We start from the raw sequence: 14,771 nt of genomic DNA on the forward strand, positions 1-14,771 counted from the left end.
ACCCACTAGCGTTCGCCGCGCATGACTGCGGACAACGACAGCACACGCGGATTGCTGAAGACCTCCTCGGTATGCACGAGTCGGCCGTCGCCATCCACCAACGGTATCCGCCAATTGGGGTATTGATCGGACGTACCCGGCTGGTTCACCGTCGCGTGCTGGCCGGTGCCGTCCACAATCGCCGCCTGACGCAATACCGAAGGCGTGGCCGTCAGCATACGATGCATCGCCTCGACGATCTCCTGCTCGTGCCCCGGCACATCGGCGGCGGCCGCGGCATCCAGCCATCCACCGGAGACCAACACGTCGAGCATCGCCTGGCGTTCGGCCGCCGCCGACGCGGCGAACTGCTCGACCGGCTCGGCCAATAGGTGCAGCCGCTCGCGCAATTGGACATGCTCGAACTCCAGATATCCGGCCGTCGGCGGCAGATCGTGAGTCGTGACGGACGCCAGCGCCTGACGGCGATAGTCACTCGGCGGCGCATATGGATCGCCCGCGTTCGGAGAGTTGTCGATGCGCGCGAACCAGGCCACATCAGTACCCAGCACACCATGGTCAGCCAGCACATGCCGCACATACTCCGGCACCGTGCCCAGATCCTCGCCGATGACTAGGCCGTTCGCGCGCGTCGCTTCAATCGACAACACCGCGATCATGGTGCGATAGTTATACATCACATACGCGCCGCCCTTCGCGCCCTTGCCCATGGGAATCCACCACAGGCGGAACAGGCCAAGCACGTGGTCGATGCGCACCGCGCCGGCATGAGCGAACATGGAATGCACCATCTCGCGGTACACGCGGTATCCGGTCGCCTCGAGATAACGCGGGTTGAACGGCGGCTGGCCCCAATCCTGCCCCTGCTGGTTATAGAAATCAGGCGGGCAGCCGACCGTGACGGAACCGAGCGCGAAGCGTTCCGGGCTCCACCACACGTCAGCGCCGAGCGCGTGCACGCCCACGGCCATGTCCTGCATGAGGCCGAGCGCCATGCCATTGTCCTTTGCTGCCTGCTGCGCGGCAGCCACCTGTTCGTCGGCGATCCATTGCAGCCAGCGGTTGAACTCGAACAGATCGTGATGGTCACGGATCAGTTCGGCGACTTCGGGCGACGTGCGGCCGGTGCGGCCGAACCACGAATCCGGCTCCCAAGGCGCGCCCCACACCTCGAACGCGAGGCACCAGGCGGCGAACGCGTCAAGATCGGGTCCGGCCTGCTCCTTGAACCGCGAGAACGCGGCCTCGCGCTCGGGGGAGCGCGGATGGTCGAAGATCACGCGCAGAGCCGGGCGCTTCGCGTTCCACGCGGCATTGATGTCCAATGGTTCGGGATCGTCGTTGCGTGCGGCGACCGATGCGTGCAGCGCGTCCACGCGGGTGCGCTCATCGGCGGTCAACTCGGCGTATTCGGGGATGTTCTGCGGCCGGATGTACGTGACGTTGAGGAATCGGCGCGACTCCGGCAGGTACGGCGACGGTTCGAGCGGCGGCACCGGCGCGCCCGCGTGAATCGGATTGATCAGCATGAAATCGGCGTCTGTCTTCGCGCCGGCATCGGCGAGCAGCGTGGTAAGGTCACCGTAATCGCCCACGCCCCACGACTCGTGCGAGCGAATGGAATACAGCTGGGCCATCCAGCCCCAGCGCGGGTGTTCGGCCACGGTGGCCGGCAGCGGAATGCGGGCCGGGGCGACCATCAGCGTGGCCTCGTCCGTGCGGTCGCCGGCTGCGACCTGCAACGTGTGATAACCGATCGGCAAATCGTCCGGCAGGGCGAGGAATCGGTTTGTGGCGACATTGAGATCGGGCAGGATGTCGTTCTCGTCGCTGCGGCGAACGGTGCCGTCTTCCAGCGTGATCGTCGCCTCCGGCTCGTCGCCTGCCGCGCAATGCAAGGTGATGGTGGCCGGCTCGCCTGCGGTCGCGGTCAAGGTCGAGGACGGCAATATGCGATCGCTGGTCGCGGCATCGGCCGCGGCAAGGGATGCGTCGATCGCCTCCGGGCTGGTGGCGTCGACGCCGAGCGCGCCGAGCACATCGACCAGCACATCGTCGGCGATCTCGACATATGTGCCAAGCTGGTCGATGTATGACGTGGATACGCCACTCGCCTTGGCAAGGCGAATCAGCGGGCGTGCGAGACGTTCAAGGCTTTCGTTGTGTTCTGCGCCGTCGATGGACGTGGCGGTGATGGTGCTGCTGCTGGATGCCGTCATTGGTGCTCCTTCTCCTTGCTGCGTGCGTTGTGCGAACGGTGCCGCGTGCGGATGCCGGCCGATGTGCGGTCGGATGGGTACTGCACACGTTTGCTTGACGTGCGACTCGTCGTTGGGTCGGGTCTGTTGAGGCTGTCAGGGACCGTCAGGACCGTTGCATGACGTTATCAACTATAACGTCGATTGACATCGTTTGCAAAGCGGCGAAACATGTTGCGCCTCAAACTGTTGAAAGTACTCGATTGTGTGAGCTGGAGGGCGTGTCGCGTCATTTACCTCCACCGTTTGCAATCCCCGGAAACCGCAAGAAATCGGGCATATTCTCGAACCGTTTTAATCGTTGAAAAATGAGGATGTATAAGTTTGCAAAAAAATGTGTTATCTTAAGATTGGATGCGCGACAGGGACGCCGCGCAAGAGGAAAGGAACTCAGGATGACATCGATGAGGAAAATCGTCGCTTCCGTGTCCGCGATTGCCCTGGGCATCGGCGCGTTTGCCGCTTGCGGCAACAGCACCACGACAAGCGACAGCGAAGGCAAAGTGTACATGCTCAACAGCAAGCCGGAAGTCGTGGACCAGCTCCAAGAACTTGCCGAAGCATACACTGAGGAAACTGACGTGCAAGTCGATGTGCAGACTGCATCATCTGGCACGTATGACACCACGCTGCTGTCCGAACTGGCCAAAGACAACGCGCCTACCATGTTCAGCACTGCCGGGTACGCGACCTTCGCGCGGTACAAGAAGTATCTCGCACCGATTCAGGACTCCAAGGCATATCAACTGCTCAACGACGACGCCAAAGCCAACTCGCAGAAGATTGGCGACGATTCATACACCATCCCCTATGCAGTCGAATACTACGGCATCATCTACAACAAGAAGATCGTCAACGAATACGCCAAGAAAAGCTATGCAGTGATCAAATCAGCCGACGACATCACCAACTACGACGTGCTCAGCAAAGTCGTCGAGGACATGCAAAAGCACAAAGACGATCTCGGCATTCAAGCCGCGTTCGCGACACCCGGCCTTGAATCATCGGATACGTACCGCTTTTCCGCGCACATGACCCGTCCGCCGATCTTCTTCGAATATCGCGACAACGATACGACCTTCATGAAGGAAATCAAGGGCACGTACCTTGACAACTACAAGAACCTGTTCGACCTCGAAATGAACAATTCGCCGACCGAGGCCAGCCTGCTCGGCTCGAAGAACTACGAGGACTGCACCTCCGAATTCGCATTGGGAGACGTCGCATTCTATCCCAATGGCGTATGGTCGTACTCGCAGATCAAGGACAATGAGGTAGCAGACGAGGACCTCGGCATGCTCCCGTACTGGATGGGAATCGACGGCGAGGAAGATTACGGCCCCTCCACCGTCTATGAAGCAACATGGGGCATCAACAAGAACGCCTCCAAAGCCGACCAGCAGGCATCGCTCGACTTCATCGAATGGATGGTCACCTCGGACAAGGGCAAGGAGATCATGTCCAAGGAGATGGGCTTCGCCGTCCCCTTCACCACATTCGGAGATGACGACCAGCCGGACAATCCGCTCGTCGCCGCAGCCAAAACGTGGGAAGACAAGGGCAAGAAGTACATGCGCAGCGTCGACGTCCCCGACCAGAACTGGCAGAACGGCATCGCCAATGCGCTGCTCGAATATGCACAAGGCACCGGTAAGTGGGATGGCGTGACGAGCGCAATCGTAGATGGCTGGAAGGCCGAGTGGGCGGCCAGCGAGAAGTCTCAGGGCATGCTGCCGGAACAGACGAAGTTCACGTGGTGATGTAAACACGCTGAACCACTGCGGTTCAGCTCCGCAGTATTGTCCCTCCGTCGAATACTCGCCGGAGGGACAATACTTTGTTAGCGCCGAATCGGGTAGCCTGTGGTCAGACGCGGCATCAGCTCCAAATTCACGACGGTGTGACGATTGGTTTCATCGATTGCGCTCGATGCATCATGCTCGCGTTCGCCGGCAGAGGACTCTTGGACAGACTCGTCGCCAATAAAATCAAGTGTTCGGCGAGCCGCCAGAGTACCCAGACGGCGAGGGTCCTGACGCATAGTAGTCAACCCATACTGTGCCGAGTATGTCGCGTCGTCAAATCCCGCAAGCGAGATGCGGCCGGGAATGTCAATCCGGCGACGTTGCAGGGCGAATGCGAGCGGGAGCGCCCCCAAGTCCGCATAACAGCACAGTGCAGTCGGCATATCTTCGCCGAGATCGACAATCCGATCGGCGAGCTGTTCCATCGAAGAATCAGAACGCTCGTCAAAAAACAATTCCCGGGAGCGAATCGATGTGGATGCGCTGGCGCACGCATCACGGAAACCTAGCGCGCGAGCTTCGGCGCTGTGCGACAAACGCGTGGTGATAACCGGGCTGATATAAGCGATATCCGTATGCCCAAGGGAAATCAGATACTCGACCATTTGCCTCATGCCGCCCCGGTCATCAATGCGAATGGATGCATCGCACACATTCGGCACAGGCGGATTGATGCCGATAATAGGCACCCCAACACTGCGAAGACGACGCGTTTCGTCTGCCTCGATAGCAAACGACGAGACAATGACCGCATCGGCATTGCGGCGTACTGGCAACGTCTCAAAAAAACTGCGGCGTTCCTCCGGTGTTTCAATCTGATAGATGACAATGTCGTAGCCGGCTGTTGACAAGACCGCATTCAACCCGGAAAAAAGGCGGGAATTGAACCATGTGGCAATATCTTCGCTCACCAGCAGTGCAATACGGAACGAATGACCGGTTTTCATGGCAGTTGCCGAGCGAGAGATGGAGTAGTTGAGCGACTCTGCTGCCTCATATACGCGCTTGCGTGTTTTGGGGGATACAAGGTCCGGTTTGGCGAACGCACGCGACACCGTAGCAATGGAGACTCCGGCCTTGACGGCCACCTGTGCAATTCGGGCTTCCATATGGTCTCCTGTTACATACGGTCTCCTGCGGCTTCGTGCGGCGTTGACGCCGGTGCAGGAATGCGGCGTCACCGCGTCAGTTCACTAGTGTATCCACGATGCGCGGACGCTTGAAAACGGCATAAAACCGGTTCGACTCACCGAATGTAAATGTTTGCAGAATAATGCGCTATACTGCAAACAATGCAAATGATTCCAATATGAATGAGTTTGCATCAAACATGACGGAGCACTGACGCTGCCGTCGAGGAGAACACACAGGAAGTCGTAAGGAGCATCCGATGAAGTCTGCTCAGAAGGTCATTGCGACCGCTGCAGTTCTGGCCATGAGCGTCGCCGCACTGTCCGCATGCGGCAGCGACACCGCCGATGACAGCAAGGGGAAGGTCTACTTCCTCAACACCAAGCCCGAAATCGTCGACCAGCTGCAGGAGCTGGCCGATGCCTACACGGATGAGACCGGCGTCTCGGTCGACATCCAGACCGCCGCCTCCGGCACAAATAACCAGACCCTGACCTCCGAGCTGTCCAAGTCCGACGGCCCGACCATGTTCAATCTTGCCGGCTTCGACCAGTACGCCAAGTTCAAGGACTACCTCGAGCCGGTCCAGGATTCCGAGGCCTACCAGCTGCTGACCGACGAAGGCAAGAGCTACGCCTACAAGGACGGCGACACCGCGTACACCATTCCGTACGCCGCCGAATGGTACGGCATCATCTACAACAAGAAGATCGTCAACGAGTACGCGAAGAAGAGCTACGCGGTCATCAAGTCCGCCGACGACATCACCAGCTGGGATGTGCTCAAGAAGGTCATGAACTCCATGCAGGAGCACAAGGACGACATCGGCCTCGAAGGCGCCGTGTCGACCCCAGGCCTGGACGCCTCCGACAACTACCGCTTCTCCTCGCACATGGCCCGCATTCCGCTGTTCTACGAGCTCAAGGATCTCGGCGTGACCTTCTCGCTCGACATCACCGGCAAGTACATGGACAACTACAAGGACCTGTGGGACACCATGGTCAAGGACAGCCCGACCGAGCCGTCGCTGATCGGCTCCGGCACCTATGAGGATTCCACCGCCGAATTCTCCACCGGCGCCGTGGCATTCTACCCGAATGGCGTGTGGGCCTACTCGCAGATCAAGGACAACGACGTGGCCGACGAGGACCTGGGCATGCTCCCGTACTACATGGGCAACCCGGGCGAGGAGGACTACGGCCCGGCCGCCGTCTACGACGCCAACTGGGCGATCAACAAGAACGCCTCGGAAGCGGACAAGAAGGCTTCACTCGACTTCATCAAGTGGATGGTGAGCTCCGATACCGGCAAGAACGCCCTGGCCAAGGAGATGGGCTTCGCAGCGCCGTTCACCACCTTCGGTGATGATGATCAACCGGCAAACCCGCTCGTCGCCGCGGCCAAGGAGTGGAGCGAATCCAAGGGCAAGAAGACCGTCTACACCGCCAGCATCCCCGGCCAGCAGTGGATGGACAACATCGCCAACCCGCTCGTCGAATACACTCAGGGCACCGGCGATTGGGATGCCGTCGTGGAAGGCTTCGCCGGCACCTGGAAGACGCTGTGGGACGCCTACAAGGACTCCACCGGCATGCTGCCGCCCGCCGACCCGCTGTCCTAGTGGTCTGTCTGTTAAATAAATGAGTGCTTTAGCTTTTTCTCTCCCCCAGTCAGCTTCGCTGACAGCCCCCTCGTCAGAGGGGGCCGATACCGGCGTGTATGGCTCCCCTTGTCAGGAGAGCTGTCGGCGTAGCCGACTGAGGGGTAGTCGTCAGAGGGGCCAACACCACTCAACCAATTACGAGACGGACCACTAGTGGTTCGGCTCACTGAGGGATGCAAGGACTGCGCCTTGCATCCCTCAGTCTTCCTGAGCGAGGGGAGCAGTGGAGGAACGCAGCACCAGTCCCGGCATCACGATTTCGTGCGCGCGTTCCGGCGTCTTGCCTTCAATCAGCGCAAGCGTTTTCTGAGCGGCGACCCGGCCCAGCGCGGCCGGATCCTGGCGGATTGTCGTCAACCCGCTTTCCTTGGCGTACGTTGAATCATCGAACCCGGTCAGCGACAGGTCACGCGGCACGCGCAGACCGTAGCGAATCATCGAGAAATACAGCGGAATCGCCATAAGATCCATAACGCAGCAGACCGCCGTGGGGCGTTCGGGAAGCGCGAGCATCTGCGACAGCAGATCGTCGGCGGGGGCGTCCACCGTTTCGTCGTAATAAATCGTTTCAGGATGAACGATACCGGCCTCGCGGCAGGCGTCATCGAACCCCTGGATGCGCAGGTCGGCGCTGTGCGGAATCGACGGCGATGTGCGATGTCGTACGAGCGCGATCCGCTCGTGGCCGAGCGTGATGAGATGCTCGACTATCATGCGCATGCCGCTGCGGTCGTCGATGCTCACCGTGGCGTCGTAGCCATCCAGCGACGGAGTATTCACGCCGACAATCGGGATGTGGACGCTCTGCAGACGCGACGCCTCGTCCGGGTTGACGTTGAACGACGAAACAATTACGGCGTCGGCGTTGCGCCGCACCGGCAGCTCGGCGAAGAAGCTATGCCGCTCCTCGGAAGTGACGACCGAATATAGTGAGATGTCGTAGCCTTCGTCATGCAGCACGGAATTCAGACCAGCCAGCAGACGGGAATTGAACCAAGTCGAAATGTCCTCGCTAAGGAGCAATGCAAGGCGATAGGAGCGGCCGGTTTTCATGGAAGTAGCCGAGCGGGAGATCGAATAGTTCAGCTCGTCGGCCGCCGCGAACACACGATTGCGCGTTTTTTCGGATACCATATCCGGTTTCGCGAACGCACGCGACACCGTCGCGATGGATACGCCCGCCTTTGCGGCGACTTCCGAGATACTCGCTTCCATGACTCCCTCCATAGCGCTGCCCATAGTGCGATGCCATTGCGGGATGACATTGCGGGATGACATAGTGCATTGGCATCAATCCTGCAATGGCATCCCGCAACAGCATCCCGCAATCCGAGTTATCACCGGTGCTCACCTCGGCTGATCGACGACTCCTTATAGCCCTTGATAGCCCTTGGCAATCCCGGTAATCCTGACTAATCAGGGCACACAATCAGCACATGCACAACAATGCATAAGTTTACACCTTGATTCCACTAGCGTAACTCGCTCGAATGCCGCCAATGATGAAAATGTGTCATTGCCGGATAACCAATAACCAATAACCATTGACGCAGCGACGAGGATTCATCGAGAACCCGCAGCCAGCGGAAGCCGCCGACAGTCTACAGCACCACGCGGCGGTTGAGGTCGTGGCGCAGCGCCTTCCAGCCGGGCAGGTAGGCGGTCATGCGGCGCTGGAAGCCTGCGCCATGGCCGCGTTCCCATAGGTGCGTCATCTCATGTACGAGCACGTATTCCAGGAATCGCGGTTCCATCAGACCCAATTGCAGATTCAGGCGGATGCGGCCGGTCGCCGGCGTGCACGACCCCCAGCGCGAAGTCATCAATCGCAGTGTGATATGCGTGGGGCGGCGGCCGATCACCGGACCCCATTTCGCTAGCAGCGCGGGGAGCTGGGCGTCGATGTTCGCGGCCGCGCGGCGGCGCAGCTCTTCGGTCCAGGCGAAATGAGCGGCAACCTCAGGATATGCTGCTCCCCCGCGTGAATCATCCCGGCGCGAATCAGCCCGACGCGTATCAGCCCGGCGCGTATCCGCCCGACCGCCGTCAGCAGCATCGCGCATACCGGCACCACCATCTATACCAGCGCCACCATCCGCACCGGTGCCACCATCCGCACCGGCGAATGTATGAGTATCAGCACGCGTGCCTTGCAGCCCGCCTTCGGCAAGAGACCGTTCACGGGCCGAAGCATCTTGCGGATATTGCGATTGATCCATTCGCGGCGATTGCGAATGAAATCGGCGACAACCCGGTCGCTCATGCGCTTCGGCGCGGACACTGTGATATCGCCGTTCGGCGGCTTGATGCGCAGATACATGTTCTTGATGGGCTTGCGCACCACCATGACCGGCAATCCGTCGATGGTCAGGTTCTTGGCGGCGGCTTCGGCTGCCGAGCCTGCCGGGCGGGACCCGGAACGCGGTGATGGTCGATACGGCATGTGCGCCATTCTCGCGCGCGGAACCGACAGTCCGATAGCGATGGAGTCGGATCTGGGGTCCAATCTGGATCAAAGCCCACTCTCCGGAATCTGCTTTGCCGGACACCAAGACGCCGCAGCAGGTGGCGACACGCCGAAGCGGCTCAGGCGTTGACACCATTTCAGTCAGTGGTATTGTAATCACCTGTGCGCTTTTGAAGTGCATGGACGGGCCCGTAGCTCAGGTGGTTAGAGCGCATCCCTGATAAGGATGAGGTCGGAGGTTCAAGTCCTCCCGGGCCCACAGGAAAAATCAAGCGGCCGTGGTGCCGCTCTTTTTTTCCCGAATAAATCAAATGGGGCTATAGCGCAGCTGGTAGCGCATCTGCTTTGCAAGCAGAGGGTCGCCGGTTCGAACCCGGCTAGCTCCACAATCTCGAGAAACCCCGGAATCGCAAGGTTCCGGGGTTTCTCTTTTGCGGGCTATAGTCCAGCGAGGCAAAACCTCGGGCCAACCGATGAAGCACCCCAGTCACCACCCACCAGCGGAGCAATACCTCGGCCAAGCCAAGGAACCACCACTCCTACACCGCCCCAGCGAAGCAAAACCTCGAGCCAACAGCGAAACCGCCCCACTGAAAGCCATTCAGAGAGGCAAAACCTCGGCCGAGCCAATGGAACACCCCAAACACACCCCACCAGCAGGCAGAACCTCGGGCAGACCGATGGAACACCACGCCTCCACCAGCTCAGTGACGCAAAACCTCGGCCAAGCCGAAGAAACACCCCAGCCACCACCCACCAGCGGGCAGAACCTCGGGCCAACCAGCAAACCACCCCACTGACAGCCATTCAGCGGAGCAAAACCTCGGCCAAGCCAAGGAAACGCAGTGCGAGCCAACAGACGAGCCAGCCAGCTGTGCGCGTAGCGCGGCCCAATTGCAGGATGTTACCGTGAAGCAAACAGCGGAGCTGCTGGAAGCAACGAGCAAACCAACAGCCGCCCGGAGAGCCCGTCCTTGATTGCAGGACGAGCTGGCGACGAAGCCGTCTGGGGAGCAGCAGGGAAGCAACACGAAGCCGCAATCTCCAATCATTAGCACCAAATAGCGAGACAAACCCCAAGCAGTTGACACCTTGTCAAAATGCACTACAATAAGCCGTGAGAGAAATTGACGCTTCGTCAACAATACGGCCGCCGCAAGGAGTGCGGAGGTCAAACCTCGAACCAAGCGCCAATGCCCCGCTTCGGCGTCCGACGAGGGACGACGAAGCCGGCACAACAGCACATCAAGGGAAAGGACCGTCATGCTGTTTCAGGTCTACGGCGACAATGCCGTCTACCAATGGATTGGATGGATTCTCGTCTTCTGCTGCCTCATCGGCGCCAACGAGCTGGCCCGCCGCACCAAAACCGGCGGCATCGTCGCATTCCTCGTGGTTCCCGCCGTCCTGACCGTCTACTTCGTCACGATTTACACGGCCGCCGCCATGGGTGCGGAATGGGCCCTCAACAACCCCACCTACGTGCACATGACCAGCTGGTTCCACTACGCCAAGCTGTACGCGGCCACCATCGGCTGCATCGGCTTCATGGCGCTCAAATACAAGTGGGGCTCCATCGGCAAGTCGCACTGGTTCAAGTGCTTCCCGTTCGTGATCGTGGCCATCAACATCCTCATCGCCGTGGTCTCCGACTTCGAATCCGCCATCCGCGGCTGGGGCGGCACCTGGGTCTCCACCGAAGGCGTGACCCTGTACGGCGGCTGGCACAACGTGTTCAACGGCGTGGCCGGCATCCTCAACATCTTCTGCATGACCGGCTGGTTCGGCATCTACGCATCCAAGAAGAAGGACGACATGCTCTGGCCGGACATGACCTGGGTGTTCATCGTGGCCTACGACCTGTGGAACTTCTGCTACACCTACAACTGCCTGCCCACCCACTCCTGGTACTGCGGCCTCGCGTTGCTGCTGGCCCCGACCGTCGCCAACTTCTTCTGGAACAAGGGCGGCTGGATCCAGAACCGTGCGTTCACGTTGGCCATCTGGTGTATGTTCGCGCAGGTGTTCCCGATGTTCCAAGACTACTCGGTGTTCTCCACCCAGTCCGTGAACAACCCGAACGTGAACCTCGTAGTTTCGCTGATTGCTCTGGTGGCCAACGTGCTGGCACTCGGCTACATCCTCGTCCGCGCCAAGAAGCAGGGCGTCAACCCGTGGATGCAGGAGATCTTCAAGGGCACCAAGGATTACGAGCAGGCCATCGCCCGCGCCGCATAGCTGCCTCACGACTACCGCCGCTCGGCGGGGCCTACGGGGACTCCACCGGGCTCCCCGCCCCACGGCCCGTGAGCAGGCCATCATTCGTGCCGCGTGAAAAGCCACGGGCCTGCCCGCGCCGGGCAGGCCAGACTACGCAGCCCGCGCCACCCGAACCTCAAAACCGGCTAACTCGCTTGAATGAGGTACATTCGGGGGTTTGCGAAGAGGCATCTGCCTTCAATGAGGTACCGGGATGAGGAAAACCCGAGTATAAACGTTGATATTGCAACGTTCGTACTCGGGTTTTCCTGATTGAAGTACCTCATTGAAAGCAGATACCTTTCCGCAACCGGGCAAAAGTACCTCATACAAGGCAGATAGCTGAATGTGACCTATATCGCCCACGCCGCGTGACCGCAGACTACGCCGGGCAGGCCAGACTACGCAGCCCGCGCCACCCGAACCTCAAAACCGGCTGTAAGTTCGCGGCTCAACCAATATGTCGCGCACTTACAGCCGGTTTTTGCGTTGTTACAGACCGTATGTTCGCGTCGCCCTCGTTGAGCCGCGAACATACAGCCCGATTCACCCCCCGGCAGCCACTTCAGCCCCAGGCAGCCCCAATTACGCCTTGGTGACGTGGCCGCCGAACTGGGCCCGCATGGTGGAGACGACGCGCAGGGTGTCGTCGCCGCCACCGCGCGAGGTCTGACGGGCATACAACGCCGCCGCAGTGGCCGGAGTGGGCACGCCGAGCTCCAGAGCCGCTTCAATCATCCACTTGGCTTCGCCGGATTCGTTGGCCACCGGCGGCATGGACTTCAGCGTCGGATCGGTCTTGAAGGCGTTAGCAAGCAAATCGAGCAGCCATGAGCCCACCACCGAGCCAGACTTCCATGAGGTCATCACCGCGGCAGGGTCGGCGATGAGTTCGGAGCGCACCATGGTGGCGAAGCCCTCGCCGAACGCCTGCATCATGCCGTATTCCACACCGTTGTGCACCATTTTGGCGAAATGCCCGCCGCCGACCGGACCGGCCAGCACCAAGCCATACTCGCCTTCGGGCTTCAGAGTGTCGTAGATCGGCCGCATGAACTCGAAGTCCTCCTGCGAGCCACCGACCATCAGCGCGTAGCCGCGGTCGATGCCCCAGACGCCGCCCGAAACGCCGCAATCCATGAAACGTATGCCGAGTTCGCCCAATTGCGCGGCGTGACGGGCGTCATGCACATAACGGGTGTTGCCGCCGTCAACGACCATGTCGCCGGCCTCAAGCAACGCCGCCAAGCGGTCGATGGTGTCGTCGGTGGGCTTGCCGGCCGGCACCATGACCCACACCACACGCGGGGCATCAAGCGCGGCAACCAGCGACTCCAGCGAGTCGACGTCGCGCCCTGATTCGGGGGACATGTCGTAGCCGACGACCTTGTGCCCGCCAGCCGCGAGGCGCTTGGCCATGTTGCCGCCCATGCGGCCGAGTCCAATCATTCCGATGTGCATTGCAGGTTCCTTTCACAGTGATGTGGGGTACGGGATGGGGTTAAAGGATGGTGGAAATGGTGGGTGATGATGGTCTCTCCCCAGCCAGCCTCCGGCTGACAGCCCCCTCGTCAGAGGGAGCCAAGGAAAACAGCCATAGGGGATAGGAGGGGCACGGGACCTGACTGGCCTCATCAGAGGGACCAAGGAAAGCCACCATAGGTGGATAAGAGGGGGTACGGGACCTGGTTGGCCGCGTCCTCGCGCACCTTGAAACCGCCATGGAGGATATGGAGGAGTACAGGACAGGCGACATCCACCAGAGGGGGCCGAAGAAACCGGCCTGGGCGGATGGGAGCAGTACGGGAGATGCGGCATCCCGTCCGCGATGGCCGAGGACGCGGATCACACGGGTCACAAGACCAGGGAGAGGAGCATCACACAGCCGAGGCCCACCACGGACAGCACGGTCTCCATCAGCGACCAGGTCTTGAGGGTCTGGGAGACGGACATGCCGAAGTACTCCTTGACCAGCCAGAAGCCGGCGTCGTTGAGGTGGGAGAAGAACACGGAGCCGGCGCCGATGGCGAGCACGAGCAGCGCCAGATGCGTGGGGCTCATGCCGGTGGCGAGCGGCACCATGATGCCGGAGGCGGTCACGGTGGCCACGGTGGCGGAACCGGTGGCGAGGCGGATGAGCACAGCCACGAGCCAGCCGGCGATCAGCGGGTTCATCGCGGATTCGGAGATGCCGTTGGCGATTACGTCGCCAATGCCGGAGTCCACCAAGGTCTGCTTGAAGCCACCGCCCGCGCCGACGATGAACACGATGCCCGCCACGGAGGCGAAGGACTTGCCGACTTCGCCGTTGATGAATTCGCGGGTACGGCCTTGCATGAAACCGAGCAGCACCATGGCCACCACGGCGGTGATGAACAGCGCGGTCAGCGGCGTGCCGATGAAGACGAGCACACGGCCCCACAGCGACTCGGTCTGTTCGGTCAGATCCACCACGGAGGCGGCGAGCATCAGCACCACGGGCAGCAGGATGACGGTCATGGCCTGAGCGAACGACGGACGCTTGGACTCATCCTTGACGGCCTCCTTCTCGGCGGCCTGCTCTGGCGCGGGGATGGGCACCCACTTGGCCATGATGCGCGCCATCAACGGACCGGAGATGATGACGGTGGGCACTGCCACGAGCAGGCCGAGCGCCAGCGTGACGCCGAGGTTGGCATTGAGGGCGGAAATCGCGACCAGCGGGCCGGGGTGCGGCGGCACGAAGGCGTGCAGGGTGGACAGGCCGGCAAGGGCTGGGATGCCGAGCAGAATCACCGGCATCTTGGCGCGGCGTGCGGCGAACAGCACCACCGGGATGAGAATCACGACGCCGACCTCGAAGAACATCGGGATGCCGACGATGAACGCGATCAGCGCCATCGCCCACGGCAGCAATTGCAGCGGCGTCTTGGCCATGATCGTGTCCACGATAACGTCGGCGCCACCGGAGGCGAACAGCAGCGTGCCGATGATCGAGCCGAAGGCGATGAGCAGACCGACGTTGGACACGGTTGAGCCGACGCCCGAGGTGAAGCTGTTCCAGGATTCGTCGAACGGTACGCCGGCGCAGATGGCCATGACGAACGAGCCGACCATGAGGGAAATGAATGGATGGACTTTGGCGACGGCTATGAGCAGCACGATGACTGCGATGCCGATGATTGCGGCGAGGATGAGGTTCATGGGGA

Annotated in this window: 8 protein-coding genes, 2 tRNA genes and 1 pseudogene; 5 read left to right on the forward strand and 6 right to left on the reverse strand. The window is 60.8% G+C overall.

Features of this window, described 5'->3' with window-relative positions; genetic code table 11:
• Positions 1 to 5: 5 nt before the first annotated feature.
• Positions 6 to 2,219, reverse strand: a complete 2,214-nt coding sequence (gene malQ / locus BREU_RS08420; protein ID WP_044089236.1) for a 4-alpha-glucanotransferase — start codon at positions 2,217 to 2,219, stop codon at positions 6 to 8.
• A 434-nt stretch (positions 2,220 to 2,653) separates the two neighbouring features.
• Between malQ and BREU_RS08425 the strand changes: the two genes are divergently transcribed.
• Entirely contained in the window at positions 2,654 to 4,018 is a 1,365-nt protein-coding gene (locus BREU_RS08425) for an ABC transporter substrate-binding protein (protein ID WP_052382092.1), read from the forward strand.
• Positions 4,019 to 4,098: 80 nt separating this feature from the next.
• Here BREU_RS08425 and BREU_RS08430 read toward each other — a convergent pair whose 3' ends face one another.
• Entirely contained in the window at positions 4,099 to 5,172 is a 1,074-nt protein-coding gene (locus BREU_RS08430; protein ID WP_052382093.1) for a LacI family DNA-binding transcriptional regulator, read from the reverse strand.
• 281 nt (positions 5,173 to 5,453) lie between these two features.
• Here BREU_RS08430 and BREU_RS08435 point away from each other — a divergent pair, with 281 nt between their 5' ends.
• Entirely contained in the window at positions 5,454 to 6,815 is a 1,362-nt protein-coding gene (locus BREU_RS08435) for an ABC transporter substrate-binding protein (protein WP_044089237.1), read from the forward strand.
• A gap of 240 nt (positions 6,816 to 7,055) precedes the next feature.
• Here the strand turns inward: BREU_RS08435 and BREU_RS08440 are convergent, their stop codons facing one another.
• A complete protein-coding gene (locus BREU_RS08440) occupies positions 7,056 to 8,072 on the reverse strand; it encodes a LacI family DNA-binding transcriptional regulator (protein WP_238567038.1) in 1,017 nt (338 codons plus the stop codon).
• A gap of 386 nt (positions 8,073 to 8,458) precedes the next feature.
• Positions 8,459 to 9,300: pseudogene (locus tag BREU_RS12595) on the reverse strand (M48 family metallopeptidase).
• A gap of 209 nt (positions 9,301 to 9,509) precedes the next feature.
• Between BREU_RS12595 and BREU_RS08455 the strand changes: the two are divergent.
• From BREU_RS08455 to BREU_RS08465, 3 genes are all read left to right on the forward strand, one after another.
• Positions 9,510 to 9,583: transfer RNA gene (locus BREU_RS08455), tRNA-Ile, on the forward strand.
• A 54-nt stretch (positions 9,584 to 9,637) separates the two neighbouring features.
• Positions 9,638 to 9,710: transfer RNA gene (locus BREU_RS08460), tRNA-Ala, on the forward strand.
• An 877-nt stretch (positions 9,711 to 10,587) separates the two neighbouring features.
• On the forward strand, positions 10,588 to 11,562 hold the full coding sequence (locus BREU_RS08465; RefSeq protein ID WP_044089239.1) for a DUF5692 family protein: 975 nt from the start codon (positions 10,588 to 10,590) through the stop codon (positions 11,560 to 11,562).
• A gap of 606 nt (positions 11,563 to 12,168) precedes the next feature.
• Here the strand turns inward: BREU_RS08465 and gnd are convergent.
• Both gnd and BREU_RS08475 read right to left on the reverse strand, forming a co-directional pair.
• The gene (gene gnd, locus BREU_RS08470; RefSeq protein ID WP_044089240.1) at positions 12,169 to 13,044 is read right to left on the reverse strand and encodes a phosphogluconate dehydrogenase (NAD(+)-dependent, decarboxylating); all 876 of its coding nucleotides are present in this window, start codon (positions 13,042 to 13,044) and stop codon (positions 12,169 to 12,171) included.
• 393 nt (positions 13,045 to 13,437) lie between these two features.
• Positions 13,438 to 14,766 carry a GntP family permease gene (locus BREU_RS08475; protein ID WP_044089241.1) on the reverse strand — a complete coding sequence of 443 codons (1,329 nt, stop codon included), beginning with the start codon at positions 14,764 to 14,766 and terminating at the stop codon, positions 13,438 to 13,440.
• Positions 14,767 to 14,771: the final 5 nt, after the last annotated feature.

The organism is Bifidobacterium reuteri DSM 23975, assembly GCF_000741695.1.
GTDB lineage: Bacteria > Actinomycetota > Actinomycetes > Actinomycetales > Bifidobacteriaceae > Bifidobacterium > Bifidobacterium reuteri.

Coding starts and splice junctions, on each gene's coding strand:
- BREU_RS08475 (WP_044089241.1), bottom strand. CDS start 14,766: ATGAACCTCATCCTCGCCGCAATCATCGGCATCGCAGTCATCGTGCTG.
- BREU_RS08465 (WP_044089239.1), top strand. CDS start 10,588: ATGCTGTTTCAGGTCTACGGCGACAATGCCGTCTACCAATGGATTGGA.
- BREU_RS08435 (WP_044089237.1), top strand. CDS start 5,454: ATGAAGTCTGCTCAGAAGGTCATTGCGACCGCTGCAGTTCTGGCCATG.
- BREU_RS08425 (WP_052382092.1), top strand. CDS start 2,654: ATGACATCGATGAGGAAAATCGTCGCTTCCGTGTCCGCGATTGCCCTG.
- BREU_RS08430 (WP_052382093.1), bottom strand. CDS start 5,172: ATGGAAGCCCGAATTGCACAGGTGGCCGTCAAGGCCGGAGTCTCCATT.
- malQ (WP_044089236.1), bottom strand. CDS start 2,219: ATGACGGCATCCAGCAGCAGCACCATCACCGCCACGTCCATCGACGGC.
- gnd (WP_044089240.1), bottom strand. CDS start 13,044: ATGCACATCGGAATGATTGGACTCGGCCGCATGGGCGGCAACATGGCC.
- BREU_RS08440 (WP_238567038.1), bottom strand. CDS start 8,072: ATGGAAGCGAGTATCTCGGAAGTCGCCGCAAAGGCGGGCGTATCCATC.